Source organism: Citrobacter sp. Res13-Sevr-PEB04-36 (genome assembly GCF_015672735.1).
Classification (GTDB): domain Bacteria; phylum Pseudomonadota; class Gammaproteobacteria; order Enterobacterales; family Enterobacteriaceae; genus Citrobacter.
Genome location: NZ_JADABY010000070.1, coordinates 1 through 24,701, shown reverse-complemented (window position 1 = coordinate 24,701; position 24,701 = coordinate 1). Strand labels below are relative to the sequence as shown.

22 protein-coding genes, 2 pseudogenes and 1 riboswitch are annotated in these 24,701 nt (G+C 54.9%); of the genes and pseudogenes, 11 read left to right on the top strand and 13 right to left on the bottom strand.

All coding sequences use genetic code 11. The features are described from left to right. Positions 1–246 precede the first annotated feature (246 nt). Complete coding sequence (uvrB, locus tag IMQ48_RS20510) at positions 247–2,268, top strand: excinuclease ABC subunit UvrB (protein WP_196210452.1); 2,022 nt, start codon at positions 247–249, stop codon at positions 2,266–2,268. Between the two features lie 159 nt (positions 2,269–2,427). Here uvrB and yvcK read toward each other — a convergent pair whose 3' ends face one another. After that, complete coding sequence (gene yvcK, locus IMQ48_RS20505; RefSeq protein WP_196210451.1) at positions 2,428–3,336, bottom strand: uridine diphosphate-N-acetylglucosamine-binding protein YvcK; 909 nt, start codon at positions 3,334–3,336, stop codon at positions 2,428–2,430. Between the two features lie 288 nt (positions 3,337–3,624). Next, a riboswitch (molybdenum cofactor riboswitch) is annotated at positions 3,625–3,770 on the top strand. Between yvcK and moaA the strand changes: the two genes are divergently transcribed. The 6 genes from moaA to IMQ48_RS20475 all read left to right on the top strand — a co-directional run bounded on the left by moaA (position 3,758) and on the right by IMQ48_RS20475 (position 7,204). Then, positions 3,758–4,747: a GTP 3',8-cyclase MoaA gene (moaA, locus tag IMQ48_RS20500; RefSeq protein WP_196210450.1), complete on the top strand. Its 990-nt coding sequence runs from the start codon at positions 3,758–3,760 to the stop codon at positions 4,745–4,747. Its footprint overlaps the riboswitch before it by 13 nt. Positions 4,748–4,766: 19 nt before the next feature. Further along, on the top strand, positions 4,767–5,279 hold the full coding sequence (moaB, locus tag IMQ48_RS20495; protein WP_096757778.1) for a molybdenum cofactor biosynthesis protein B: 513 nt from the start codon (positions 4,767–4,769) through the stop codon (positions 5,277–5,279). Between the two features lie 2 nt (positions 5,280–5,281). After that, the gene (moaC, locus tag IMQ48_RS20490) at positions 5,282–5,767 is read left to right on the top strand and encodes a cyclic pyranopterin monophosphate synthase MoaC (protein WP_196210449.1); all 486 of its coding nucleotides are present in this window, start codon (positions 5,282–5,284) and stop codon (positions 5,765–5,767) included. Next, the gene (gene moaD, locus IMQ48_RS20485) at positions 5,760–6,005 is read left to right on the top strand and encodes a molybdopterin synthase sulfur carrier subunit (RefSeq protein ID WP_196210448.1); all 246 of its coding nucleotides are present in this window, start codon (positions 5,760–5,762) and stop codon (positions 6,003–6,005) included. Before moaC ends, moaD begins: the two co-directional genes overlap by 8 nt. A gap of 1 nt (position 6,006) precedes the next feature. Further along, positions 6,007–6,459 carry a molybdopterin synthase catalytic subunit MoaE gene (moaE, locus tag IMQ48_RS20480; RefSeq protein ID WP_196210447.1) on the top strand — a complete coding sequence of 151 codons (453 nt, stop codon included), beginning with the start codon at positions 6,007–6,009 and terminating at the stop codon, positions 6,457–6,459. Positions 6,460–6,499: 40 nt separating this feature from the next. Further along, the gene (locus tag IMQ48_RS20475) at positions 6,500–7,204 is read left to right on the top strand and encodes a Bax inhibitor-1/YccA family protein (protein ID WP_196210446.1); all 705 of its coding nucleotides are present in this window, start codon (positions 6,500–6,502) and stop codon (positions 7,202–7,204) included. 100 nt (positions 7,205–7,304) lie between these two features. On the opposite strand, the pseudogene IMQ48_RS20470 reads toward IMQ48_RS20475, so the two are convergent. The 3 genes and pseudogenes from IMQ48_RS20470 to IMQ48_RS20460 form a co-directional block, all read right to left on the bottom strand. Further along, a pseudogene (locus IMQ48_RS20470) lies at positions 7,305–8,267 on the bottom strand (lysylphosphatidylglycerol synthase domain-containing protein). Continuing rightward, positions 8,267–9,508 (bottom strand): cardiolipin synthase ClsB, encoded by a 1,242-nt coding sequence (gene clsB / locus IMQ48_RS20465; protein ID WP_196210445.1) that lies wholly within the window; start codon positions 9,506–9,508, stop codon positions 8,267–8,269. Before clsB ends, IMQ48_RS20470 begins: the two are co-directional and overlap by 1 nt. Continuing rightward, a complete protein-coding gene (locus IMQ48_RS20460; protein WP_196210444.1) occupies positions 9,505–10,266 on the bottom strand; it encodes an endonuclease/exonuclease/phosphatase family protein in 762 nt (253 codons plus the stop codon). Before IMQ48_RS20460 ends, clsB begins: the two co-directional genes overlap by 4 nt. 130 nt (positions 10,267–10,396) lie before the next feature. On the opposite strand from IMQ48_RS20460, the gene IMQ48_RS20455 reads away from it, so the two are divergent. Further along, positions 10,397–10,807 (top strand): YbhQ family protein, encoded by a 411-nt coding sequence (locus IMQ48_RS20455; protein WP_096757770.1) that lies wholly within the window; start codon positions 10,397–10,399, stop codon positions 10,805–10,807. Here IMQ48_RS20455 and IMQ48_RS20450 read toward each other — a convergent pair. The 5 genes from IMQ48_RS20450 to cecR are packed head-to-tail and all read right to left on the bottom strand — an operon-like array spanning position 10,769 to position 16,410. Beyond that, positions 10,769–11,875 carry an ABC transporter permease gene (locus IMQ48_RS20450; protein WP_096757769.1) on the bottom strand — a complete coding sequence of 369 codons (1,107 nt, stop codon included), beginning with the start codon at positions 11,873–11,875 and terminating at the stop codon, positions 10,769–10,771. The two genes, IMQ48_RS20455 and IMQ48_RS20450, sit on opposite strands and share 39 nt — an antisense overlap. 10 nt (positions 11,876–11,885) lie before the next feature. Continuing rightward, positions 11,886–13,019 (bottom strand): ABC transporter permease, encoded by a 1,134-nt coding sequence (locus IMQ48_RS20445; protein WP_096757768.1) that lies wholly within the window; start codon positions 13,017–13,019, stop codon positions 11,886–11,888. Beyond that, positions 13,012–14,748: an ATP-binding cassette domain-containing protein gene (locus IMQ48_RS20440; protein ID WP_196210443.1), complete on the bottom strand. Its 1,737-nt coding sequence runs from the start codon at positions 14,746–14,748 to the stop codon at positions 13,012–13,014. Before IMQ48_RS20440 ends, IMQ48_RS20445 begins: the two co-directional genes overlap by 8 nt. Further along, a complete protein-coding gene (gene hlyD / locus IMQ48_RS20435) occupies positions 14,741–15,736 on the bottom strand; it encodes a secretion protein HlyD (RefSeq protein WP_196210442.1) in 996 nt (331 codons plus the stop codon). Before hlyD ends, IMQ48_RS20440 begins: the two co-directional genes overlap by 8 nt. After that, positions 15,733–16,410, bottom strand: a complete 678-nt coding sequence (gene cecR, locus IMQ48_RS20430) for a transcriptional regulator CecR (protein ID WP_196210441.1) — start codon at positions 16,408–16,410, stop codon at positions 15,733–15,735. Before cecR ends, hlyD begins: the two co-directional genes overlap by 4 nt. Before the next feature lie 229 nt (positions 16,411–16,639). Here cecR and rhlE point away from each other — a divergent pair, with 229 nt between their 5' ends. The 3 genes from rhlE (at position 16,640) to ybiB (ending at position 21,230) form a co-directional block, all read left to right on the top strand. Further along, positions 16,640–17,986, top strand: a complete 1,347-nt coding sequence (gene rhlE, locus IMQ48_RS20425) for an ATP-dependent RNA helicase RhlE (protein ID WP_096757764.1) — start codon at positions 16,640–16,642, stop codon at positions 17,984–17,986. Positions 17,987–18,081: 95 nt separating this feature from the next. Then, on the top strand, positions 18,082–20,232 hold the full coding sequence (gene dinG / locus IMQ48_RS20420; RefSeq protein WP_196210440.1) for an ATP-dependent DNA helicase DinG: 2,151 nt from the start codon (positions 18,082–18,084) through the stop codon (positions 20,230–20,232). A 29-nt stretch (positions 20,233–20,261) separates the two neighbouring features. Further along, complete coding sequence (ybiB, locus tag IMQ48_RS20415; protein WP_196210439.1) at positions 20,262–21,230, top strand: DNA-binding protein YbiB; 969 nt, start codon at positions 20,262–20,264, stop codon at positions 21,228–21,230. 166 nt (positions 21,231–21,396) lie between these two features. On the opposite strand, the gene ybiJ is transcribed toward ybiB, so the two are convergent. The 4 genes and pseudogenes from ybiJ to IMQ48_RS20395 all read right to left on the bottom strand — a co-directional run. Further along, positions 21,397–21,657 (bottom strand): DUF1471 family protein YbiJ, encoded by a 261-nt coding sequence (gene ybiJ / locus IMQ48_RS20410; RefSeq protein ID WP_096757760.1) that lies wholly within the window; start codon positions 21,655–21,657, stop codon positions 21,397–21,399. A 301-nt stretch (positions 21,658–21,958) separates the two neighbouring features. After that, a pseudogene (locus IMQ48_RS20405) lies at positions 21,959–22,225 on the bottom strand (DksA/TraR family C4-type zinc finger protein). A 77-nt stretch (positions 22,226–22,302) separates the two neighbouring features. After that, the gene (ybiX, locus tag IMQ48_RS20400; protein ID WP_196210438.1) at positions 22,303–22,980 is read right to left on the bottom strand and encodes a PKHD-type hydroxylase YbiX; all 678 of its coding nucleotides are present in this window, start codon (positions 22,978–22,980) and stop codon (positions 22,303–22,305) included. 43 nt (positions 22,981–23,023) lie between these two features. Beyond that, a partial coding sequence (locus IMQ48_RS20395; RefSeq protein ID WP_196210437.1) for a catecholate siderophore receptor Fiu occupies positions 23,024–24,701 on the bottom strand: 1,678 nt, incomplete at its 5' end.

Genomic DNA, 24,701 nt, shown 5'->3' with positions numbered 1-24,701 from the left:
CCATAAAACTTTCATCCCCTGTCTTGACAAATGTTAAAAAAGTCATAGGTCTGGGGATAACACATTTTTGCTGGTGTTTTATCTTGCCAGCGGTGAAATTTTAGCCCGCCGCGACGGGGTTTCAGAGGGCGTAACAGAAATATTGTGGTGTGTTACTGTTTTTTCATCCAGTATATTTTACTGGCAAAATCTACTGCTGCGAGTAAAATTAGACACCTGCCCGCCCATTGCTTCAGGTAGCTGCTCATGAGTAAACCGTTCAAACTGAATTCCGCTTTTAAACCCTCCGGCGATCAGCCTGAGGCGATTCGCCGCCTGGAAACAGGGCTGGAGGATGGTCTGGCGCATCAGACGTTACTGGGCGTAACGGGTTCAGGGAAAACGTTCACCATCGCTAATGTCATTGCGGATCTCCAGCGCCCGACCATGGTGTTGGCACCCAACAAGACGCTGGCGGCCCAGCTGTATGGCGAGATGAAAGAGTTCTTCCCGGATAACGCGGTAGAATATTTTGTCTCCTACTACGACTATTACCAGCCGGAAGCGTACGTGCCGAGCTCTGATACGTTCATCGAGAAAGATGCGTCGGTTAACGAACACATCGAGCAGATGCGACTGTCGGCGACCAAGGCGCTGCTGGAGCGTCGGGATGTCATTGTGGTGGCGTCGGTTTCCGCGATCTATGGTCTGGGCGACCCGGACCTGTATTTGAAAATGATGCTGCACCTGACTGTCGGGATGATCATCGATCAACGCGCCATTCTGCGTCGCCTGGCAGAGCTACAATATACCCGCAACGATCAGGCATTTCAGCGCGGTACATTCCGCGTGCGCGGTGAAGTGATCGACATCTTCCCGGCAGAATCTGACGACATTGCACTGCGTGTGGAGCTGTTTGATGAAGAAGTGGAGCGTTTGTCACTGTTTGACCCGCTGACCGGGCAGGTTGAATCCAGCATTCCACGCTTTACCATCTACCCTAAAACGCACTACGTTACGCCACGCGAACGCATTGTGCAGGCGATGGAAGAAATTAAGGTTGAACTGGCAGAACGGCGTAAAAACCTGCTGGTGAACAACAAGTTGCTGGAAGAGCAGCGCTTAAGCCAGCGTACACAGTTTGATCTGGAAATGATGAACGAACTGGGCTACTGCTCGGGCATTGAAAACTATTCCCGCTATCTCTCCGGGCGCGGGCCTGGTGAGCCACCGCCAACGCTGTTTGACTACCTGCCAGCCGATGGCCTGCTGGTGGTCGATGAATCCCACGTTACTATTCCGCAAATCGGCGGCATGTATCGCGGCGACCGGGCGCGAAAAGAGACGCTGGTCGAGTACGGTTTCCGTCTGCCGTCGGCGCTGGATAACCGCCCGCTGAAGTTTGAAGAGTTTGAGGCGCTGGCCCCGCAAACCATCTATGTTTCCGCCACGCCGGGCAACTATGAGCTGGAGAAATCCGGCGATGACGTCGTTGATCAGGTGGTACGACCGACCGGCCTGCTGGATCCAGTGATTGAAGTGCGTCCGGTGGCGACACAGGTTGATGACCTGCTTTCTGAAATTCGTATCCGCGCGGCGATTAACGAACGTGTGCTGGTGACGACGCTAACCAAGCGGATGGCGGAAGATCTTACGGAATACCTCGAAGAGCACGGCGAGCGGGTACGCTATCTGCACTCGGACATCGACACCGTGGAGCGTATGGAAATCATTCGTGACCTGCGTCTGGGCGAGTTTGACGTGCTGGTGGGTATCAACCTGTTACGAGAAGGTCTGGACATGCCTGAGGTCTCGCTGGTGGCGATTCTGGACGCCGACAAAGAAGGGTTCCTGCGCTCTGAGCGATCGCTCATCCAGACCATTGGCCGTGCGGCACGTAACATTAACGGTAAAGCGATCCTCTACGGCGATAAAATTACCGCATCAATGGCAAAGGCGATCGGCGAAACTGAACGTCGCCGCGAGAAGCAGCATCAGTACAACGAAGAGCATGGTATTACGCCGCAGGGGTTGAACAAGAAGGTGGTCGATATTCTGGCGCTGGGTCAGAACATTGCCAAGACTAAAGCTAAGGGCCGAGGCAAGTCGCGTGCGGGTGCGAAGTCCGAGGTAGTTGAGCTGGATATGACACCGAAGGCGCTGCAGCAGAAAATCCATGAACTGGAAGGGCAGATGATGAAGCACGCGCAGAACCTGGAGTTTGAAGAAGCCGCTCAAATCCGCGATCAGCTGCACCAGCTGCGCGAGCTGTTTATCGCGGCATCGTAAGTGGGTGCCGGATGCGGGATAAATCCCTTATCCGGCCTACGGGATAGAGCGCGTTGGTAGGCCTGATAAGCGCAGCACATCAGGCAGTGTTTAGTGCCGGATGGCGGAACAGAACGCTTCGGTAGGCCTGATAAGCGTAGCGCCATCAGGCAATTCCACCTAGCCTAACGCCTGCACTGCTTTTTCCAGCGCGTCGTGTAACAGCTGGCGGTCGTGGCGATACGGAATATCGCTGGCTTCCAGCACGTCCTGAATCACAATGCGGCCACTCACGGCTGAAGCATCGACTTTTGGCCCGACAACTACCGCATCAATCACTTTTTTCCCGACGTATTGTTCGATGATAGCCAACTTATCGTTAAGCGTCAGACTGGCGGCTGGCAGGCTTAATTCACGCCCCAGATTGCCGATGTATACCATTGGAGCTGGTGTGCGACGTAAGGCCTGCGCCAGTTCGTCGAGCAGCAGGATCGGCATCAGGCTAGTGTAAAAACTGCCCGGTCCAATCAGAATCAAATCCGCTTCCGCGATAGCCTCTACTGCTTCACGCGTGGTCGGCACCTTTGGCGACAGCATCAGCTCCTGAGGTGGGATAGTGAGCTGATCGATATTCACCTCGCCGTAAACCTCATGTCCCTGATCGTCGATAGCCATTAAATCGACCGGCAGCTCAGACATCGGAATTAAATGCGCGTCTACTTTCAACAGGCTGCGAATTAAATTGATCGCTTCCAGAGGCCGTACGCTGAGGTGATCCAACGCCTTTAACATCAGATTTCCGAGGTTATGTCCGGAAAGCTCGCCATTACCGCCAAAACGATACTCAAACATCGCGGATGCGACGCTGGGCTGGGTAATTAACTGGTTCAGACAGTTTCGCATATCTCCCCAGGCGATGCCCCCCTCGGAGCGGCGAATTCGACCGGTAGAGCCGCCGTTATCGGTAGTGGTGACAATGCCCGTCAGGCGTGAACCTAAAGGAGAAAGTGAAGAGAGAACGCGTCCTAATCCATGCCCTCCGCCGAGAGCGACAACGCGGTCCAGATCCGCCAGCGTGCGAGTGCGCATAATTATTCCTGATATCAATTGATCGCCGTTACAGTAGCGTAAATTGCCGGTTTTCAGCAATTATCTGGCGGTGTTGTGTGAAAATAAATTTAGGCGATCTACCTCTTTTTGACGACATTCACTTGATAGCAAGATGATGTATATCAATGCAAAACTGTGATTTTTGCTTATTCTGTAGCGAAATTGCACGATCATGCCGCTATGTATAAGGTTATATAGCGAAAGTGTACATGGCAAAACCGTCATTTACACGCTAGTATCGGCATAACCACAATGTACTCGACGTATGACGAGTATAAACACTCTAGCCTCTGCACCTGGGTCAAATGATACGGTGCTTTGGCCGTGACAAGGCTTACATCAGATTGTCACCAGGGCGCAGGAAGAAATGACTCCGCCTCCCGTATTTGGAAAGGTGTACATGGGCTCTCAACTTACCGATGCTTTCGCACGTAAGTTTTACTACTTACGTTTGTCGATTACCGATGTGTGTAACTTTCGTTGCACCTACTGCCTGCCGGATGGCTATAAGCCCGGTGGGGTCACCAATAACGGCTTTCTGACCGTTGATGAAATTCGTCGCGTCACGCGTGCGTTCGCCAGTCTGGGAACGGAAAAAGTGCGTCTGACCGGAGGCGAACCGTCATTGCGTCGCGACTTTACCGACATCATCGCCGCCGTGCGAGAAAATGACGCCATCCGCCAGATAGCGGTGACCACCAACGGCTATCGTCTGGCGCGGGATGCCGCCACCTGGCGCGAGGCGGGACTCACGGCGCTGAACGTCAGTGTTGACAGCCTTGACGCCCGTCAGTTTCATGCCATTACCGGGCAGGATAAATTTCAACAGGTGATGGCGGGTATTGATGCCGCCTTTGATGCCGGTTTTGAGAAAGTCAAAGTGAACACCGTGCTGATGCGCGATGTAAACCACCATCAACTGGACACCTTTCTCGCCTGGATCCAGCCACGTCCGATTCAATTACGCTTTATTGAGCTGATGGAAACCGGCGAGGGCAGCTCTCTCTTCCGTAAACACCATATCTCCGGCCAGGTACTGCGCGATGAACTGCTGCGTCGCGGCTGGATCCACCAGCTACGCCAGCGCAGCGACGGTCCGGCGCAGGTTTTCTGTCATCCCGACTACGCGGGTGAAATCGGTCTGATCATGCCGTATGAGAAAGACTTCTGCGCCACCTGCAACCGCCTGCGCGTCTCTTCTGTCGGCAAACTGCATTTGTGCTTATTCGGCGAAGGCGGGGTCAGCCTGCGTGATTTGCTGGAAGATGACGCGCAGCAGTCTGCGCTGGAAGAACGTATCTCAAGCGCGCTGCTGGAGAAAAAACAGACCCACTTCCTGCATCAGAACAATACCGGTATTACGCAAAACTTATCTTACATTGGCGGCTGATCGCTAAAAGGAGTTTTTCATGAGTCAGGTAAGCGCTGAATTTATCCCGACACGCATTGCTATTCTTACTGTTTCCAGCCGTCGTGGCGAAGAGGACGATACCTCCGGCCATTATCTGCGCGACAGTGCGCTGGAGGCGGGTCATCAGATTGTAGACAAGGCGATTGTTAAAGAGAACCGCTATGCCATCCGCGCCCAGGTTTCCGCCTGGATTGCCAGTGACGATGTGCAGGTGGTGCTGATTACCGGCGGTACCGGTTTGACCGAAGGCGACCAGGCACCAGAAGCGCTGCTGCCGCTGTTCGACCGTGAAGTCGAAGGGTTTGGCGAAGTGTTCCGCATGCTCTCCTTTGAAGAGATTGGCACCGCGACGCTGCAATCACGCGCGATTGCGGGTGTGGCCAATAAAACGCTGATTTTCGCCATGCCGGGGTCGACCAAAGCGTGTCGTACCGCCTGGGAAAACATCATTGCGCCGCAGCTTGATGCCCGTACGCGTCCGTGTAACTTCCACCCACATTTGAAGAAATAAGTATGTCGCAACTGACTCACATAAACGCCGCTGGCGAAGCGCACATGGTGGATGTCTCTGCCAAAGCCGAAACCGTACGTGAAGCGCGCGCCGAAGCCTTCGTTACTATGCGTAGCGAAACCCTGGCGATGATTATCGACGGCAGTCACCATAAAGGCGACGTGTTCGCGACCGCGCGTATTGCTGGTATCCAGGCCGCCAAGCGTACCTGGGATCTTATCCCGCTGTGTCACCCACTGATGCTCAGCAAGGTTGAAGTTAATCTGCGTGCCGAGCCGGAACACAACCGTGTGCGCATTGAATCGCTGTGCCGACTAACCGGGAAAACCGGCGTCGAAATGGAAGCGTTAACCGCGGCATCGGTGGCGGCGCTGACCATCTACGACATGTGCAAAGCGGTGCAAAAGGATATGGTGATTGGTCCGGTACGCCTGCTGGCGAAAAGCGGCGGCAAGTCGGGTGATTTTAAGGTGAATGCAGATGATTAAGGTGCTTTTCTTTGCCCAGGTGCGAGAACTGGTGAACACCGATGCGTTAGAAGTCACAGCAGATTTCACCACGGTAGAAGCCTTGCGCCAGCATCTGGCTGCGCAAAGCGATCGTTGGGCGCTGGCTTTAGAAGATGGCAAGCTGCTGGCGGCCGTCAACCAAACGCTGGTGAGCTTCGACCATCCCCTCAACGCAGGTGATGAAGTGGCCTTCTTCCCACCGGTAACCGGAGGCTGAGATGGCTGAAACACGAATTGTTGTTGGGCTTGCGCCGTTTAGCGTTGGGGAGGAATATCCCTGGCTCGCAGAGCGCGATGAAGACGGCGCGGTGGTCACGTTTACGGGTAAAGTCCGTAATCATAATCTCGGGGACAGCGTGCAGGCATTGACGCTGGAACATTACCCGGGCATGACCGAAAAAGCGCTGGCGGAAATCGTCGATGAGGCGCGTGAACGCTGGCCGCTGGGCCGCGTGACGGTTATCCACCGTATTGGTGAGCTGTGGCCGGGAGATGAGATAGTCTTCGTTGGCGTGACCAGCGCGCATCGCAGCAGTGCCTTTGACGCCGGACAGTTCATTATGGACTATCTGAAGACCCGCGCGCCGTTCTGGAAACGCGAGGCCACGCCGGAAGGCGACCGTTGGGTTGACGCCCGCGACAGCGATAAGCAAGCAGCAAAACGCTGGTAGAGTACAATTGGTTTAGATACTACTGACTCAGGAGATTGTCATGGACCGATTCCCACGAACCGATTCTATTGTGCAGGCCCGTTCTGGTCTGCAAACCTATATGGCTCAGGTCTACGGCTGGATGACCTGCGGGCTGTTACTGACGGCGTTTATTGCCTGGTATGCGGCGAACACCCCTGCGGTGATGATGTTTGTCTTTTCCAGCAAAATCACCTTTTTTGGTCTGATCATTGCCCAACTGGCGCTGGTGTTTGTCCTTTCCGGCATGGTGCAAAGACTCAGCGCTGGCATGGCCACCACGCTGTTTATGCTCTATTCGGCATTAACCGGGCTGACGCTGTCGAGCATCTTTATCGTCTATACCTACTCGTCTATCGCCAGCACCTTTGTGGTTACCGGCGGGATGTTCGGTATCATGAGCTTGTACGGCTACACCACCAAACGCGATCTCAGCGGCTTCGGCAACATGCTGTTTATGGCGCTGATTGGTATCGTGCTGGCTTCGCTGGTTAACTTCTGGCTGAAGAGCGAAGCGCTGATGTGGGCGGTGACCTACATTGGGGTGATTGTGTTTGTCGGCCTGACCGCCTATGACACGCAGAAGTTGAAAAACATCGGCGAGCAAATCGCTCTGCGCGACAGTTCCAACCTGCGTAAATACGCGATCCTTGGGGCGTTAACGCTGTATCTGGACTTTATCAACCTGTTCCTGATGCTGCTGCGTATCTTCGGCAATCGTCGTTAATTTCTGCTGCCGGATGGCGTTGCGCTCATCCGGCCTACCGTGTTGCGTCGAAAGTAGGCCGGATAAGGCATTACGCCGCATCCGGCACTAACCCTCACGGTTATTTCGCCATCGCCTTTTCGTTTTTTGCCCGCAGCTTTTTCGCCCGACTCTCCAGTAGCAAATAACACATCAGCGCCAGCAGCAGCGGGATAAAATAATACAGTACGCGATACGCCAGCAGAGCGGCGATGATCGTCCCCTGAGACGTATTCTCTCCCGCCAGCAATGCCATAAATACCGCTTCCAGCACGCCGATACCCGCCGGAATATGCACGATAACCCCGGCGATACTGCTCACCAGCAGCACCCCCAGCACGAAGAAATAGTTAATATTCTGACCTAATAACAGCCAGATAATCGCCCCCATCACCATCCAGTTTGCCCCGGAGATAGCCATCTGCGCTAGCGCGAATTTCCACGACGGCAGCACCAGTTTTTGCCCTTTAATCGTGATATGCCGATGTTTAGCGAAGGCGCAACACCACAGATAAACGACAATAATCAGCAGCAGTACGATACCCAGAATGCGTAGTGTGGCCTCGTCGATATACCAGTGTGCGGGTAATTGAACGACGCCGAAGGTAAAAATAAACCCGCCGAGCAGAATATAGCCCAGCCAGTTGGTGGTAATGCTGAGTGAGAAAATGCGCGTGATCGTGCTGCCCGGTAATCCGAGGCGGGAATAGAGTCGATAGCGCATGCCAATGCCGCCCACCCAGGTGCTTAACGTCAGGTTGAAGGCGTAGCAGATAAACGACACCAGCATCACCTGGCGTTTTGCCAGTTTGTGTCCGCAGTAAAAGCGTCCGAGCAGGTCATAACAGCCCTACAGCAGATAGCTGACGATGACCAGACCAATGGCGCTGAGCAGGGCGAGGCGGTTGTAATCCCGGATAACCGACCAGACCTCTTCCCAGTTGACCTTGCTGGCATACACCACCAGCAGTACGATCACCGCGATAAAAAACAGCCAGGTGAGGATCTTCTTTGCTAACCGCCAGCGGGGAGATGCTTTCGCCATCAGGTTTTCCCTCCTGCATCTTCAGCCTGAATGCGGTCCTGCGTTTCCAGAGTCGGCTGCGCGGGGGGAGCGACTTCGGTCAGGTGCGGCGTGTGCGCGGGTAGCCAGCCGACCAGCGCAGGAAAGTGGCGTAAAAAGTGGAACGCCAGCACGCTCTTAGTCAGGTTCCACCAGGTGCGTCTGGGCAGCATCGATTCATCCACCTGCTGGCAATCCTCGGCAATAATGGGATGCAGATTGTCCCGCAGGACCTGGTTAAATGCGCGGTCATGGATAATGATGTTGGCCTCCAGATTCAGCGACAGGCTGAGCGGGTCGAGGTTGCTGGAGCCCACCGTCGCCCAGTGATCGTCCATTAGCGCGACTTTGCCGTGCAGGGGTCTGCGACGGTATTCATACACCTGGACGCCGCCATTCACCAGATAGTTGTACAGCAGGCGAGCGCCCACTTTCACAATCGGCATATCCGGTTCACCCTGCACAATCAGTTTGACCCGCACGCCGCGTCGCGCCGCTTTGCGCAGCGCATGCAGCAGGCGATAGCCGGGAAAGAAATAGGCGTTGGCAATGATCACTTCACGTCTGGCCTGGGTGAGCATTTTCAAATAATGGCGTTCAATATCATCACGATGTTCTTCATTATCGCGCCAGACAAATAGCGCCTGCGCCTCACCAGGCTGGCGATTTTCGATTGCCCGATGATGACGTCGCCACCAGCGGCGCACGGCGCTTTGCCCCGGCAGGTTTTCCAGCACAAAGGTCAGGATATCTGCCACGATGGGACCTTCAATACGCACTGCGTAGTCCTGCTTGGCCTCCGGGCCGTAATCGGACATATGCTCGGCGGAATAGTTAATCCCGCCGACGAAAGCGACACGGTCGTCAATCACCACAATTTTGCGGTGCATGCGGCGAAAAAGGTTGGTCCGCATGCCGAACAGTCTCGGGCGTGGGTCGTAATAGCGAAAAACCACGCCAGCGCTGGTGAGTTCGCTGACAAACTCCTCGCTGAGATCCGGTGAACCGTAGCCGTCGAGCAGTACTTCGGCTTTGACGCCACGCTGTGCTGCACTGAGCAGCGCCGCATGCAGTTGTTTGCCGACCGCGTCTTCAAACCAGATAAAGGTCTCGAGGATGATTTTTTGCTGCGCCTGCTCAATGGCCTCAAATACGGCGGGGTAGTACTGGTCGCCGTTTTCCAACAGCTGTATTTGATTGCCTTCACGCCAGCCATATTTCATAAATGAATCTCCGCGCTCAGGGGGGCATGGTCGGACAAATGTCGCCAGTGACGTAGCGCCAGCGCCGTCGGAATACTGGCATTGGCGTTTTTCACATAGATCCTGTCGAGGCGCAGCAGTGGCAAACGTACCGGAAAGGTACGCGCCGGGCGTCCGTGGGCGCGGGTAAAAATCTCGTCAAGACCGGCATGAACCTTCAACGGATAATTGGCCTTTTGCCGCCAGTCGTTAAAATCTCCGGCCACTACTACGGGCTCCGCATCGGGCAGGGCATTAACCCAATCCGCCAGCATGGTCAACTGCGCCTGGCGGTGGGCTTCACGCAAACCAAGATGTACGCACATTACATGGATGGGGTGAGGGAGCATTGGCGGCACGATGCGGCAGTAAAGCACGCCGCGCTTTTCACTGCTGCCGACGGATACATCGCGATTTTCATAATGTTCAATGGGATAGCGCGACAGCACCGCGTTACCGTGATGCCCCTGCGGATACACGGCATTGCGTCCGTAGGCGAAATCACTCCACATAGTATCTGCGAGAAATTCATAGTGTGTGGTATCCGGCCAGTTCTCTACGTGCAGGGGATGAACCTCGTGCGCGCCCATCACTTCCTGCAGGCATACAATATCCGCACCGACCGTTCTGACGGCATCGCGTAGCTCAGGCAAAATAAATCGCTTATTAAAGGCGGTAAAACCTTTGTGGGTATTAATTGTGAGCACATTGAATGAAAAACGATCTGCTGTTTCGGTCATGGGTCTCCTTTCGGCGTCATTTTTCCTTTAAATAGTGTAGTCGGCGTCACAAAAGGATGCGGTGTTACGGAATTTTCCGTAAAGTCCGGTACTCTGAATAATTAGTTAAAGATCCTTCAGGAGAAAAGCCATGAGGTGGCAACAACGTGTTCGTGTCGCAACGGGTCTTAGTTGCTGGCAGATTATGTTGCATTTACTGGTAGTGGCATTGCTGGTAATGGGCTGGATGAGTGGCACGCTGGTGCGCGTCGGCCTGGGATTATGCGTCGTTTATGGCGTCACGGTTTTATTAATGCTGGCGCTGCAGCGTCATCATGAACAGCGCTGGCGTGATGTCGCCGACGTACTGGAAGAGCTAACGACCACGTGGTATTTCGGTGCGGCGATGATCGTACTGTGGCTGCTGTCCCGCGTGCTGCAAAACAACGTCTTATTGGCGCTGGCGGGACTGGCGATCCTTGCCGGACCCGCGGTGATTTCGCTGCTGGCGAAAGACAAAAAACTACATCACTTTGCGTCTAAACATCGCATACGCCGCTGACCCGGTCGTGGCCGCTATCACCAACAGTGGCCACAAACTTCCCCAGACAATCTTCAGGCTCGCATCCTTCAGGTAAATCTGTTTCGTAATGTCCGTAAAGTGACGGATTGGGTTTATCCACGTCAGATTCTGTAGCCAGACCGGCATGTTTTCGACCGGAGAAACGTACCCTGACAGTAAAATTGCCGGCATCATAAAGACGAACACGCCGATAAACGCCTGCTGCTGGGTTGAACACAGCGATGAAATCAGCAGACCAAAGCCTACCAACGACAACCCGTAAATCACCATCGTGAAGTAAAACAAGCCCAGAGAACCGGCAAACGGAATGTGATAGGCCCAGATGCCAATAGCCAGCACGATAGTGGCCTGAAAGGTAGCCACGATTAACGCAGGCACCGCTTTGCCAATGAAAATTTGCCAGGTGGTGAGCGGAGAGACCAGCAGCTGATCCAGCGTGCCCTGCTCACGTTCGCGGGCTACCGACAGTGAGGTGACGATCATCACGCCGATGGTAGTGATCATGGCGATCAGCGACGGAACGACGAACCATTTGTAATCCAGATTCGGGTTATACCAGTTACGCACCACCAGTTCGCTGTTGTTCGGCTTCGCTTTGCCGTCCATCAACTCCTGCTGGTATTCCTTAACGATCTGCTGCAGATAATTCGCGGCGATCTGCGCGCTGTTAGAGTTGCGCCCGTCAAGGATCAGCTGCATAGGTGCTTGTTGGAAGGTATCCAGATTACGCGAAAAGTCGGCCGGGAAGCGCACCAGCAACAGGGCTTTTTGCGTGTCGATGGTCGGCTGGATCTCCTGTGGGCTTTTCAGCAGCAGGATATGGGTAAAGGCGCTGGCGCGGGCAAAGCGCTGTGTTAATTCCACTGAATGCTTGCCGTTGTCTTCGTTATAGATGGCGATAGTGGCGTTGGTCACTTCTAACGTGGCTGCAAATGGAAACAGGATCACCTGAATCAGTACGGGTAAAATCAGGATCGCCCGCGTCTGCGGCTCGCGTAACAGCGACTGCAGCTCTTTGCGAATTAATGTCCATAAACGATGAAACATGGCCGTCCCCTCAATCCAGCCGACGTTTGGTTTTAAGCCACGTCAGACCAATAAACATCACCGCCGAAGCGATTAAAAACAGCACGTTGATGATCAACACTACCGGAATATTTCCCGCCAGAAACAGGCTTTGCAGGGTGCTGACGAAATAGCGTGCGGGAATGATATACGTCACCGCGCGAATAATGGCGGGCATACTGTCTATCTGGAAGATAAAGCCTGACAGCATAATGGATGGCAGAAAAGCGGCGTTGAGCGCCACCTGCGCGGCGTTAAACTGGTTGCGGGTGATGGTGGAGATCAGCAATCCCATACCAAGCGTACTGAGCAGAAACAGGCTGGTGATAAAAAACAGGATCAGCAGCGAGCCGCGATAGGGCACGCCAAGAATAAACACCGATACCAGCATACACAGCAGCATCGCCAGCATGCCGAGAAAATAATAGGGGATCAGTTTACACAGCAGTAATTCAACGCGGGTGACTTCGGTCGACAGCAGCGCTTCCATGGTACCGCGCTCCCATTCACGGGCGACCACTAATGAGGTCAGGATCGCGCCGATGACCGTCATAATAATGGTCACTGCTCCTGGAATAATAAAATGCTGGCTGATCGCCGCCGGGTTGAACCAGTAGCGGGTTTGTACGTCGATCAGCGGTTCGAACGATTCGCCGCGGTCTTCGGCCCGCTGCTTTTGCCAAATCTGCCAGATGCCTTCCACATAGCCTTGCACAAAGTTGGCGGTGTTTGGTTCGCTGCCATCGGTGATCACCTGAATGGGCGCAATATCGTTTGGCCGCGCCATCTGCTGGGCAAAATCCACCGGGATCACCACCAGCCCACGAATACGCCCGGCCTGCATTTTCTCAATTAATTCCTGGCGGTTGTCGCTGATGGTGGCGTCAATATACGGCGAGCCGGTCATGGTATGGGTAAAATCCAGCGCCTCTTCGCTCTGCTGTTCGAGCAAAATCCCTACCCGCAGTTTGCTGGAGTCGAGGTTAATCCCGTAGCCGAAGATAAACAGCAACAGTAACGGGATCACCACGGCAATCAGCCAGCTACTGGGATCGCGTACGATCTGCCGCGTTTCTTTAATGCACAGTGCGCGCACGCGTCGCCATGAAAGCGCGTGATTACTCATGTGCGTGCTCCTTATCCCAGTCATTGATAAGCGTGATAAACGCCTGCTCCATGGTCGGGTCCGGCGTGTCGTTATCGGCCGCCTGCGCTTTCAGGTCGTCCGGCGTGCCGCTGGCGATTAGCTTACCGCGGTACACCAGCCCGATACGGTCGCAATATTCCGCCTCGTCCATAAAGTGGGTAGTGACCATCACCGTCACGCCTTTCTCTACCATACTGTTGATATGCAGCCAGAACTCGCGACGGGTGAGGGGGTCAACCCCGGAGGTCGGTTCATCGAGGAACAGGATGTCGGGTTCATGCATCAGCGAACAGGCCAGCGCCAGACGCTGCTTAAAGCCCAGTGGCAGTTCATCGGTGGCATGGGAGGCGATGCTCTTCAGGCCGAACGCCTCGCTCATACGATCGATTTTTTCTTTCTGTGCGCGTCCGCGCAGGCCGTAGACGCCGGAGAAAAAGCGCAGATTCTGCTCCACCGTCAGGTTACCGTACAGGGAGAATTTCTGCGCCATATAGCCCAGATGCTGGCGTGCTTTTCCGGAACTGACCTTCAGGTCCATATCCAGCACCAGCGCTTTACCTGTGGTGGGGACCAGCAGGCCGCACATCATTTTAAACGTGGTTGATTTACCCGCCCCGTTGGGGCCTAACAGGCCAAAAATCTCACCGCGCTGGACGGCAAAGTCCACATGGTCGGTGGCGGCAAAATCACCGAATTTTTTGGTCAGTGCTTTGGCTTCAATCACCGTCTCACCGGCGGTACCTTCCACAGTGTGCAGGATAGCGCCCAGCGGCGATTCAGAGGTTCCCGCGCCGCCGAGTAAATCGATAAACGCATCTTCAAAGCGCGGGGCTGTGCTGGCGATGGTGATTTCCGGCATGCCGTCAGCCTTGCGAATATCGTCCGCCGTGGCCGCTTTTTTCAGGATCAGGCGCACGGATTTCCCCTGAATCATGCCGTCGCTGACCTGCGGTAACTTGAGCGCGCGTTGTAGCAGTTTGCGGTTATTTTCCTGCGGGCTGCTCATTAAAAAACTGCGCCCCGCCATGGTTTGCGTCAGCTGAGTCGGATCGCCTTGATAGAGCAATTCACCTTCGTTCATCAGCAGCACATCGCGGCACTGCTCGGCCTCGTCCAGATACGAGGTGCTCCAGAGGATCAACATGCCATCCCCGGCCAGTTCATGCACCATTTGCCACAATTCGCGGCGGGATATTGGGTCCACGCCCACGCCGGGCTCATCCAGCAGCAGCACTTTGGGTTCGCCGACCAGCGTACAGGCAAGACCCAGTTTCTGCTTCATGCCGCCGGAAAGCTTGCCAGCCAGACGTCCGGTAAACGGCCCCAGCGAGGTAAACTCCAGCAGGCGGGCAAAGGTTTTCTCCCGCGCTTCACCGGTAACGCTGCGTAAATCGGCATACAGATTGAGGTTCTCCATGACGGTCAAATCTTCATACAGGCCGAATTTCTGTGGCATATAGCCCAGCACCGCATGCAGGGCGCTGTCGTTGATGATGGGGTCAAAGCCAATCACCGTCGCGCTGCCGCCGTCCGGCTTTAACAGGCCCGCCAGCATCCGCATCAGCGTGGTTTTCCCTGCGCCGTCGGGACCGACCAGACCGGTGACATAACCTGCGTGAATCGTGCAGTCGAGCGGGGCTACCGCCGGTTTTTCCATCCCGGCAAAGCGCTTAACCAGCCCGTTGAGGGTAATGACTGCGTCATTCATGCCGCGCCTCGTCACCGAACTTCACCGTCACCGGCATTCCCTGACGCAGCGCGTCGTCGGCATCGGTCACGACAATTCGCAGGCGGTAGACCAGGTCGGTACGCAGGTCCGGGGTCTCTACCGTTTTCGGCGTAAACTCTGCCGTTGGCGACACAAAGCCGATTTTGCCGTGGTACGGTTTGTCCGGGCGGCCATCGGTATAAAGCAGAATTTCACGTCCTGGCTGCGCCTGGCTCAGATTGCGTTCGTCCACATAGGCGCGGACCCAGACCGGGCGGGTAAGCGATAGCGTCAGCACCGTGCCGCCCGCGTTCAGCATACTGCCGGGCTCGACCGCACGGGTAAGCAGCGTGCCGTCAGACGGGGAGGTCAGCGTGGTGTCATGCAGATCGAGTTCAGCCTGCGCCAGCTGCGCCTGAGCCTGTTCGAGCGTCGCTTTCGCCTGGGCGATATCCTGCGGACGATTACCGCTGCGGTATTGACTGAGTTTATCCTGTGCGGATTTCAGCGTTGCCAGCGCCTGGTCGCGTGAAGAACGGGCGTTTTCCAGATCGTTGGCCGAAATAGTGCGGCTTTTCCATAATCCGAGCTGGCGATTATAAAAGTTCTGCGCGTAGTCATACGCTGCCTGGGCCTGCTTCACGGTCGCCGCGGTTTGTGCGATTTCTTCTTCACGATACCCGGCCAGCATCAGGTCGTACTGCGCCTGCGCGGCAGCAACGTTAGCCTTCGCCTGCATCAGCGCGTTTTCGTAGGGGGCGTGGTCCAGTTCGCCCAGTACCTGACCGGCAGTAATCGCATCACCTTCGTCAACCGCCAGCGAGGCCAGCCTACCGCCTACGCGAAAACTTAAATTAACGCTGCGGATATCGACGTTGCCGTACAGGGTCAGGCCGTTATCTTGTTGGCTTTGATACCACCACGTTCCACCGGCAATCACGGCAACGAGGGCCGCGATAACCAGCCCGAGAACGACAGGTTTTTTCATGACTCCAGACTCCTTTGCGTTAAACCTTGCAGAATAAGATCGATGTGACAGGTGATCGTGTGTTCAATAAGCGCGGTTTTATCCGCATCGAATTGTGACCAACCCGTGCGCAACAGAATGGTTTCTTTACCCAAACGGAAGGCCAGCACTTCACCCAATATGGCGTGGGTATGCAGGATCATTTGGGTGTCATTGGCATCGCGACCCGTATAAGCGGCAATCAGGCGAGTCAGGTGGCTATGCAGCGGGTTGATCACCTGGTCATGCACCAGCTGATAGGCTGTGGTGGGGGAGAGCTGTTCGCGCGAAATAAATTTGCTCAGGTTAACCGTGTCATCCTGGGTTAACAGCATGATCATGTTTTTGCAGGCACGCAGGATCAGTTCGCGCATGGCGGCCCGGTCTGGCTCGGGTTGGGCAAACAGGCGCTCGGCTTCTTCAGCATGGGGGCGAAACTGTGAACCGATAAAATCCGCAATCCACTGGGCGCAGGCGAGATATAAATCCTCTTTTGAACCAAAATAGTAGGTAATTGCGGCGATGTTCTGTCCGGCCTGGGCGGCAATATCACGCGTTGTTGCGTGCAGACCATACTCACCAAACTGCGCCAGCGCGGCGGCAATAAGCTGGTTCTTTGCCTGTTCACCTTTGGTTGTCATGGTGGAAGTATTCATGGCACGACCAAATAATTAATCAATCGATTGATTAAGATTATGACTGATATCTGCACTTGTCCAGTCTGGTGGTTTATTTTGTTTTTCGCGGCTGGCGGGATAATTTATGCGGTACATCACAAAAACTGCTACACTCCGCCCCTTCATGACATTGTGGTTTTTGTCATCTCTTTTGCGAGTATCGTCCTGAAAACGACACCGGTAACGGTCAGGGCGGTTCGGAGTAGTTATGTCTTTTGATTCCCTTGGTTTAGACCCTGAAATTTTGCGCGCCGTTGCCGAGCAGGGCTACCGTGAACCTACCCCTATTCAGCAGCAGGCAATCCCCGCCGTGCTGGAAGGCCGCGATCTGATGGCCAGCGCCCAGACCGGTACGGGTAAAACGGCAGGTTTTACCCTGCCGCTGTTACAACACCTCATTACCCATCAGCCGCATGGTAAAAGCCGTCGTCCGGTGCGTGCGCTGATCCTGACGCCAACCCGCGAGCTGGCGGCACAAATTGGCGAAAACGTCCGCGATTACAGTAAGTATCTGAACGTTCGCTCGCTGGTCGTTTTCGGCGGCGTAAGCATTAACCCGCAGATGATGAAACTGCGCAGTGGCGTGGATGTGCTGGTGGCAACGCCGGGTCGTTTACTCGATCTGGAACATCAAAACGCGGTGAAACTGGATCAGGTTGAGATCCTGGTACTGGATGAAGCGGACCGTATGTTGGATATGGGCTTTATCCATGATATTCGTCGCGTCCTGGCTAAACTGCCGGCTAAACGTCAAAACCTGCTGTTCTCTGCAACGTTTTCTGACGACATTAAGTCGCTGGCAGAAAAACTGCTGCATAACCCGCTGGAAATTGAAGTTGCGCGTCGTAATACCGCGTCTGAGCAGGTCAGCCAGCTCGTTCACTTTGTGGATAAAAAACGTAAACGTGAATTGCTGTCACAGATGATTGGCCAGGGTAACTGGCAGCAGGTGCTGGTCTTTACCCGTACCAAACATGGCGCCAACCACCTGGCAGAACAGCTGAATAAAGACGGCATTCGTAGCGCGGCAATCCACGGTAACAAATCGCAGGGTGCGCGTACGCGTGCGCTGGCCGATTTTAAATCCGGCGATATTCGCGTGCTGGTGGCGACCGACATCGCGGCTCGCGGGCTGGACATTGAAGAGCTGCCGCACGTGGTGAACTACGAGCTGCCAAACGTCCCGGAAGACTACGTTCACCGCATTGGACGTACCGGTCGTGCTGCGGCAACCGGTGAAGCGCTGTCTCTGGTGTGTGTTGATGAGCATAAGCTGCTGCATGACATCGAGAAGCTGCTGAAAAAAGAGATCCCACGTATTGCCGTTGATGGCTATGCGCCGGACCCGTCGATCAAAGCCGAGCCAATCCAGAACGGACGCCAGCAGCGTGGCGGCGGCGGTGGTCGTGGGCAAGGCGGAGCAGGCCGTGGTCAGCAGCCGCGTCGCCAGGACGGCGGTGCGCCAAAAGCGAAACCGCGTAATAGCGAAGGCAAACCGGCAGGCGATAAGCCGCGTCCGCCGCGCCGTCCGCGCAGACCGTCTTCAGCGCAGTAATTGCGAGCCCGGCCGAATAGCCGGGCTTTTTTTTTGCGACGCGAATCAGAAAGTGCCACAATAGTGGCTGTTTATACAGTACTTCAGGTTTTCTCATGGCATTAACAGCGGCGCTGAAAGCGCAAATTGCCGCCTGGTATAAGGCGCTTCAGGAACAGATCCCCGACTTTATCCCCCGTGCGCCGCAGCGGCAGATGATTGCTGATGTCGCGAAAACGCTGGCTGGGGAAGACGGGCGACATCTGGCTATCGAAGCGCCGACCGGCGTCGGGAAAACGCTCTCCTATTTAATTCCGGGGATTGCCATTGCCCGTGAAGAACAAAAGACGCTGGTGGTCAGTACCGCCAACGTTGCGTTGCAGGATCAGATCTACAGTAAAGACCTGCCGCTGCTGCGCAAAATTATCCCCGATCTGCGATTTACCGCCGCGTTTGGACGCGGGCGCTATGTCTGCCCGCGTAATTTAGCGGCGTTGGCCAGTACCGAACCTAATCAGCAGGATCTGCTGGCGTTTCTCGATGATGATCTGACGCCCAACAACCAGGAAGAACAAAAACGCTGCGCCAGGCTCAAAGGCGACCTCGATACCTACAAATGGGACGGGTTGCGCGATCACACCGATATCGCCATTGATGATGGACTCTGGCAGCGTCTGAGCACTGATAAAGCCAGCTGTCTGAACCGTAACTGTCACTATTACCGTGAATGCCCGTTTTTTGTTGCCCGGCGTGAAATCCAGGAAGCCGAAGTGGTAGTGGCAAACCATGCGTTAGTGATGGCGGCCATGGAGAGCGAGGCCGTCCTGCCAGAGCCAAAAAACCTGCTGCTGGTGCTCGATGAAGGCCATCACCTGCCGGACGTTGCGCGCGATGCGCTGGAAATGAGCGCCGAGATCACCGCCCCCTGGTATCGGCTGCAGCTGGATTTATTCAGCAAACTAGTGGCGACCTGCCTGGAGCAGTTTCGCCCGAAAACCACGCCGCCGTTGGCCAATCCAGAACGCCTGAACGCCCACTGTGAAGAGCTGTATGAGCTGATAGCCTCACTAAACAACATCCTCAATCTGTACCTGCCCGCCACGCAGGAAGCCGAACACCGCTTTGCAATGGGCGAGTTGCCTGCGGAAGTGATGGAGATTTGTCAGCGTCTGGCGAAGCTCACCGAGATGCTACGCGGTCTGGCGGAACTGTTCCTCAACGATCTCAGCGAAAAAACCGGCAGCCACGATATCGTGCGTCTGCATCGGGTTATTTTGCAGATGAACCGGGCGCTGGGTATGTTTGAAGCGCAAAGTAAACTGTGGCGCCTGGCTTCACTGGCGCAGTCATCAGGCGCGCCGGTGACCAAATGGGTGACGCGTGACGTGCGTGACGGACAGCCCCATGTCTGGTTCCACTGCGTGGGGATCCGCGTCAGCGATCAGCTCGAGCGTCTGCTGTGGCGCAGCGTGCCGCATATTATCGTCACTTCAGCCACCTTACGCTCGCTCAACAGTTTTTCGCGCCTGCAGGAGATGAGCGGCCTGAAAGAAAAAGCGGGGGACCGTTTTGTGGCGCTGGACTCGCCGTTTAATCATGTCGAGCAAGGCAAAATTGTCATTCCGCAGATGCGTTACGAACCGTTGATGGAGAACGAAGAACAGCATATTGCCGAAATGGCGGCCTATTTCCGCGAACAGGTGGAAAGTAAAAAACATCAGGGCATGCTGGTGCTCTTTGCCAGTGGTCGGGCGATGCAGCGTTTTCTTGAACACGTGACCGATCTGCGTCTTCTGTTGCTGGTGCAGGGCGATCAGCCGCGTTACCGACTGGTGGAACTGCACCGCAAGCGGGTGCAAAACGGCGAGCGTAGCGTGCTGGTTGGGCTGCAGTCTTTTGCCGAGGGCCTCGATTTGAAAGGCGACCTGTTGACGCAGGTACATATTCACAAAATTGCGTTTCCTCCTATCGACAGCCCGGTGGTGGTGACCGAGGGCGAGTGGCTGAAAAGCCTGAACCGCTATCCCTTTGAGGTGCAGAGTTTACCTGCGGCATCGTTCAATTTGATTCAGCAGGTTGGGCGACTCATTCGTAGTCACGGTTGCTGGGGCGAAGTAGTGATTTACGACAAGCGTTTATTGACCAAAAACTATGGTCAGCGTTTACTGAATGCGTTACCCATATTTCCGATAGAGCAACCTGGTGTGCCAGACGTTATAGTAAAACCAAAAGAAAAAGCGAAACCTACACGCCGCCGTCGGCGTTAACGATGTGAGCAACAGGCAAGGAGTTATCGATGGATTACCGCAAAATCATCAAAGAGATTGGACGAGGTAAAAATCACGCGCGTGACCTGGACCAGGATACTGCTCGCGGACTGTATACCCACATGTTGAACGGCGACGTGCCAGACCTTGAGATGGGCGGCGTACTAATTGCGCTGCGTATTAAAGGGGAAGGTGAGGCAGAAATGCTGGGCTTTTATGAGGCAATGCAAAACCATACCCTTCGCCTGACGCCGCCCGTTGCCAAACCGATGCCTATCGTCATTCCCAGCTACAACGGTGCGCGCAAGCAGGCTAACCTGACACCGCTGCTGGCTATTTTGCTGCATAAGCTGGGGTTCCCGGTCGTGGTGCACGGGGTGAGCGAAGATCCAACTCGTGTGCTGACGGAAACTATTTTTGAGCTGATGGGGATTGCGCCTACCCTGCATGCCGGGCAAGCGCAGGCTAAACTTGAGGGGCATGAACCGGTGTTTATCCCGGTGAGCGCGCTGTGCCCGCCGCTGGAGAAACAGCTGGCGATGCGCTGGCGGATGGGCGTACGCAACAGTGCGCATACGCTGGCGAAATTAGCCACGCCGTTTGCTGAAGATGCCGCACTGCGCCTTGCCAGCGTTTCGCACCCGGAGTACGTGTCGCGGGTAGCGAAATTCTTTGGTGATATCGGCGGGCGCGGCCTGCTGATGCACGGCACGGAAGGGGAGGTGTACGCCAACCCCCAGCGTTGCCCGCAGATCAGCCTGATAGACCATTCTGGTGTACGGGTGCTGCAGGACCGCCAGAGCGAGATGCCTGACGAGCCAGTGCCGCTGCCGGTGGCAAAAGATCCAGAAACCACCGCGCGCTGGATAGAGCGTTGTCTGGCCGGAAGTGAGCCGGTACCGGCCTCGTTGAAGATTCAGATGGCCTGCTGCCTGGTGGCAACCGGCGAAGTTGAAACCCTGTCTGATGGATTTACCCGCGTCGACCAGTGCTTCTAATGCCCTTGCTCTCCCTGGTGGGCCTGTCAGACCCGGCGTTGCTGACGGGATGTCATCAGCTCAAGCCGTAAGCAAAAAAAAAGCCCGTCCAGTGGACGGGCAAACAAAGGGTAACAAACAGGGTCAATGAGGGTTGGAGCATTGGGTCGTGCAGGTAATTCGTCGGTTATTTGTAGATAACCGCAGTGCCGCTCATTTTGTCTTTGCCGACAGCGGAGGTAATGCTGTAGCCACTTGCACCTGCAGCGGCAGCTTTTTCAGCCAGTTTGGCTTCCAGGCCATCCAGCGTGCTGGCGCCATCAGCGGATACCACACCCACTTTATTCATGCTTTGTGCCTGAGTGGAGGTAACGGGCTCGGCAGCGAAAGCGCCAAATGACAGGGTAGACAGGGCGATGGCAGCAACAGCATATTTGATATTTTTCATGATTAATCTCTCGCAGGTTATTCTGTTAGTCAGTTGTTTTGTTAGGTAGACGTTGTTCTGTCGATGTGAGAAGTATCACGTTTTTTTATGTGAGAGAAAATCGAATAGAATTGACGGCATCAATCAAAAAAACTGAATGACAAATAACTTATTGAATATTAATAAATTCGCGAGGCGGATTTACAGTTCTTGTCATTGCGCTTTACGGAGCCCGCGACAACGGCACATTTTGCTACACCCGTTGCGAAAAACCGTGCTCGTAAAGGAAACTGTATGCGCTGAAACTTTAGGTAAAGAAGGGTCAGCGTAGCTGGCTGTCTTTCGAACCTCTGCGATTATATCCTGGATATGCGTTGTTATTTGAATCTTTATCCTGCTGGCAGGTGATACATAAACGCACCCCGGGTACCGCCTCTCGCCGTGCCTGAGGGATAGAAATGCCACATTCTTCGCATTCATACAGACTTTCACCCGTAGGTAATTAGCCACGGGCGCGGGCGACAGCATCTTCAATAGTATTGTTGATCTGTTCGTTCACTGCGTCGTCATTTGCCCATCCGGATGCCATAGCCCCCTCCGTACATTCAGTTTTTATAATAATTATAGTGAATGATATGGGCGAAAAACGAACGCACAAGCGCACCGTCAGATTTCAGACCATTCGCGCAGCAGATTATGGTAGAGATTGAGCAGTGACAGGATCTCAGCACTTTCTCCGTGATTAGTTTTCAGGGACTGGATGTTCTTATCCAATTCAAAGAGCATGGCGCGTTTTTTATCGTCACGGATCATCGACTGGATCCACATAAACGACGCCACGCGAACGCCGCGCGTCACCGGTGAAACGCAATGCAGGCTGCTGGAAGGGTAGAGCACCAGATCACCCGCCGGGAGTTTGACCGCATGCTGACCGTAAGTATCATTGACTCGTAACTCCCCGCCCTCATAGCTGTCGGGGTCGCTTAAGAATAATGTGGCGGAAAGGTCGGTACGCATCCAGCCGCTTTCCGGGTGGCTTCGTACCGCGCCATCGACGTGAAAACCGTAGGTCTCATGGTTCTGATAACGATTGAACAACGGCTCGGAAAGCATTTTTGGTAATGCTGCGGCAAAGAACAGCGCGCTGCTGTTCACGGCGGCTAGCACCTCTTTCTGTAAAACTGCATAGCGTTCGCTATGCGCATCAATCTGCTGGTTATGTTTGACCTGGGCGCCCTGAGCGCCGGTGGTGGCGCGGCCATCTATCCACTCGGCGGCGTCCAACTGTTCGCGAAACCAGGCAACGTCGTGCGGCGATAAGACGCCAGGAATGTGGTACATCATCAGTGTTTCTCCTTAAAGTGGGGCTTGCGCCCCACCCAATGAATCAGAAATGCATATTGGCGGTGAGCAGGAAGGTTCTCGGCTCACCCGGATGGTAACGGTATCCGCTCTTGTTGATCGAGGAGACATAATCGGTGTCAAACAGGTTGTAGACGTTAAGCTGGAAATCGAGGTTGCGGTTTACGCGATATCCCAGTTTGGCATCCGCGACCCAGTAGCTTTCAGTAAAGGATGGCGTGCCCACCGCGCCGTCCGCGCCGCGATGCATACTGCCCACGTAGCGTGCGCCTGCGCCAACGGAGATATCATCCGTGGCCTGATACTGACTCCACAGGGTGAACGCGTGTTCCGGGGTATACGGCAGAGAGGATGAACCATCCTGGGCGACATCTTTGCCGTTATGGACCGTGGCGCGCTGTTGGGTATAGCCGCCAATCACCTGCCATGCCGGGGTAATGTTGCCGGCAACCGACAGTTCGTACCCTTCAACGCGTTTCTCCCCATACTGAGAATAGGTACCGTCGTCGTTCTGCTCGACCTCGTTCTCAATGTCGGTGCGGAAAATCGCGGCGGTTAACAGCAGGCGCTTATCCAGTACTTCCCATTTGGTGCCAATTTCGCTGGTCTTTGCTTTTTGCGGTTTAAAATCGGTACGGTTGGCGCTGTTGCCGGTACCGCTCTGGGCGAGGGCAAAATTGTTGCCACCCGGCGGTTGTTGCGAGACGGCATAGTTAATGTAAACGTTGCCGTTATCCGTCAGATGATAAAGTGCACCCGCTTTCCAGTTCACCAGATTACCGGATTTAGCGGTATCAACGGTGGTGACCGGTGATCCTTTGGCTACGCCTGCCGGGCACGCAACGGCGCCACGACCGGATGCACCGCATGCGGTGGCGCTGTCATACTCGGTGCGGTAGTTATCGAGGCGAATGCCGCCGTTCAGTTCAAATTCACGGGTAATTTGCAACGTATCAAACGCATAAATGCCGAAGGTATCGGTCTGGCCGTTGGCGTTAGCTCCGTTACGGTTTAATCCACCCACGCTGACGTTGCTGTTGGGATGGTAAATATTCACCGGCGGCGGCGTGATCGGTACTACGCCGTAGTTGGTCTGCGTTTCGCGGGTAAACTCTACGCCGGTGCTGATGTCATGGCCGATGGCGCCGGTATAAAATTTTGAGGTCAGGTTGGTCTGGTTGGTGAGGATTTTGTTGCTGACATCTTTGGTATTGGCCAGACGCGACCAGGTCCAGGTGTCCACGCTGCTGGTTGGCTGCGTGATATTTGACGCCCCGCCCATCACCGCTGTCATCAGATAATCTTGTTTGACACGTGACCAGCGCGTGGTGTTGCGAATAGTGGTGCTGTCGTTCAGATCATGCTCAAAGCGCATCGTCGCGGTGTCGGTCGTCGAGTCGTCGTAATCTGAGTCAGTGCCGTAGAAATTATGCGTATCCACTTTCCCTGAATGGTTCAGGGCGGAAGTCCCCGCAGAAGGTGCGGAGTACCCCGGCAGGCCGATGGTGGGAATGCCCCCGTCCGGCGTGTTGTGCTGGGTGACGTGCAAATAGTTCAGATACAGCCGGTTTTCGGTGCCTAAACCAAAGGCGATGGACGGGGCCACGCCGTAACGTTCATTTTTAACGTTATCGCGCCCGGCATCGTGCGTTTTCTCACCCATCAGGTTTAACCGTGCGGCGGTGGTATCGCCAATCGCCTGA

What these genes read in the sequence shown, in the direction of transcription:
- IMQ48_RS20445 (WP_096757768.1), bottom strand. Translation starts at nt 13,019, where the DNA reads ATGAGTAATCACGCGCTTTCATGGCGACGCGTGCGCGCACTGTGCATT.
- moaB (WP_096757778.1), top strand. Translation starts at nt 4,767, where the DNA reads ATGAGTCAGGTAAGCGCTGAATTTATCCCGACACGCATTGCTATTCTT.
- uvrB (WP_196210452.1), top strand. Translation starts at nt 247, where the DNA reads ATGAGTAAACCGTTCAAACTGAATTCCGCTTTTAAACCCTCCGGCGAT.
- ybiB (WP_196210439.1), top strand. Translation starts at nt 20,262, where the DNA reads ATGGATTACCGCAAAATCATCAAAGAGATTGGACGAGGTAAAAATCAC.
- rhlE (WP_096757764.1), top strand. Translation starts at nt 16,640, where the DNA reads ATGTCTTTTGATTCCCTTGGTTTAGACCCTGAAATTTTGCGCGCCGTT.
- IMQ48_RS20450 (WP_096757769.1), bottom strand. Translation starts at nt 11,875, where the DNA reads ATGTTTCATCGTTTATGGACATTAATTCGCAAAGAGCTGCAGTCGCTG.
- moaE (WP_196210447.1), top strand. Translation starts at nt 6,007, where the DNA reads ATGGCTGAAACACGAATTGTTGTTGGGCTTGCGCCGTTTAGCGTTGGG.
- IMQ48_RS20455 (WP_096757770.1), top strand. Translation starts at nt 10,397, where the DNA reads ATGAGGTGGCAACAACGTGTTCGTGTCGCAACGGGTCTTAGTTGCTGG.
- ybiJ (WP_096757760.1), bottom strand. Translation starts at nt 21,657, where the DNA reads ATGAAAAATATCAAATATGCTGTTGCTGCCATCGCCCTGTCTACCCTG.
- IMQ48_RS20475 (WP_196210446.1), top strand. Translation starts at nt 6,500, where the DNA reads ATGGACCGATTCCCACGAACCGATTCTATTGTGCAGGCCCGTTCTGGT.
- clsB (WP_196210445.1), bottom strand. Translation starts at nt 9,508, where the DNA reads ATGAAATATGGCTGGCGTGAAGGCAATCAAATACAGCTGTTGGAAAAC.
- IMQ48_RS20440 (WP_196210443.1), bottom strand. Translation starts at nt 14,748, where the DNA reads ATGAATGACGCAGTCATTACCCTCAACGGGCTGGTTAAGCGCTTTGCC.
- IMQ48_RS20460 (WP_196210444.1), bottom strand. Translation starts at nt 10,266, where the DNA reads ATGACCGAAACAGCAGATCGTTTTTCATTCAATGTGCTCACAATTAAT.
- ybiX (WP_196210438.1), bottom strand. Translation starts at nt 22,980, where the DNA reads ATGATGTACCACATTCCTGGCGTCTTATCGCCGCACGACGTTGCCTGG.
- hlyD (WP_196210442.1), bottom strand. Translation starts at nt 15,736, where the DNA reads ATGAAAAAACCTGTCGTTCTCGGGCTGGTTATCGCGGCCCTCGTTGCC.
- moaD (WP_196210448.1), top strand. Translation starts at nt 5,760, where the DNA reads ATGATTAAGGTGCTTTTCTTTGCCCAGGTGCGAGAACTGGTGAACACC.
- yvcK (WP_196210451.1), bottom strand. Translation starts at nt 3,336, where the DNA reads ATGCGCACTCGCACGCTGGCGGATCTGGACCGCGTTGTCGCTCTCGGC.
- cecR (WP_196210441.1), bottom strand. Translation starts at nt 16,410, where the DNA reads ATGAATACTTCCACCATGACAACCAAAGGTGAACAGGCAAAGAACCAG.
- moaC (WP_196210449.1), top strand. Translation starts at nt 5,282, where the DNA reads ATGTCGCAACTGACTCACATAAACGCCGCTGGCGAAGCGCACATGGTG.
- moaA (WP_196210450.1), top strand. Translation starts at nt 3,758, where the DNA reads ATGGGCTCTCAACTTACCGATGCTTTCGCACGTAAGTTTTACTACTTA.
- dinG (WP_196210440.1), top strand. Translation starts at nt 18,082, where the DNA reads ATGGCATTAACAGCGGCGCTGAAAGCGCAAATTGCCGCCTGGTATAAG.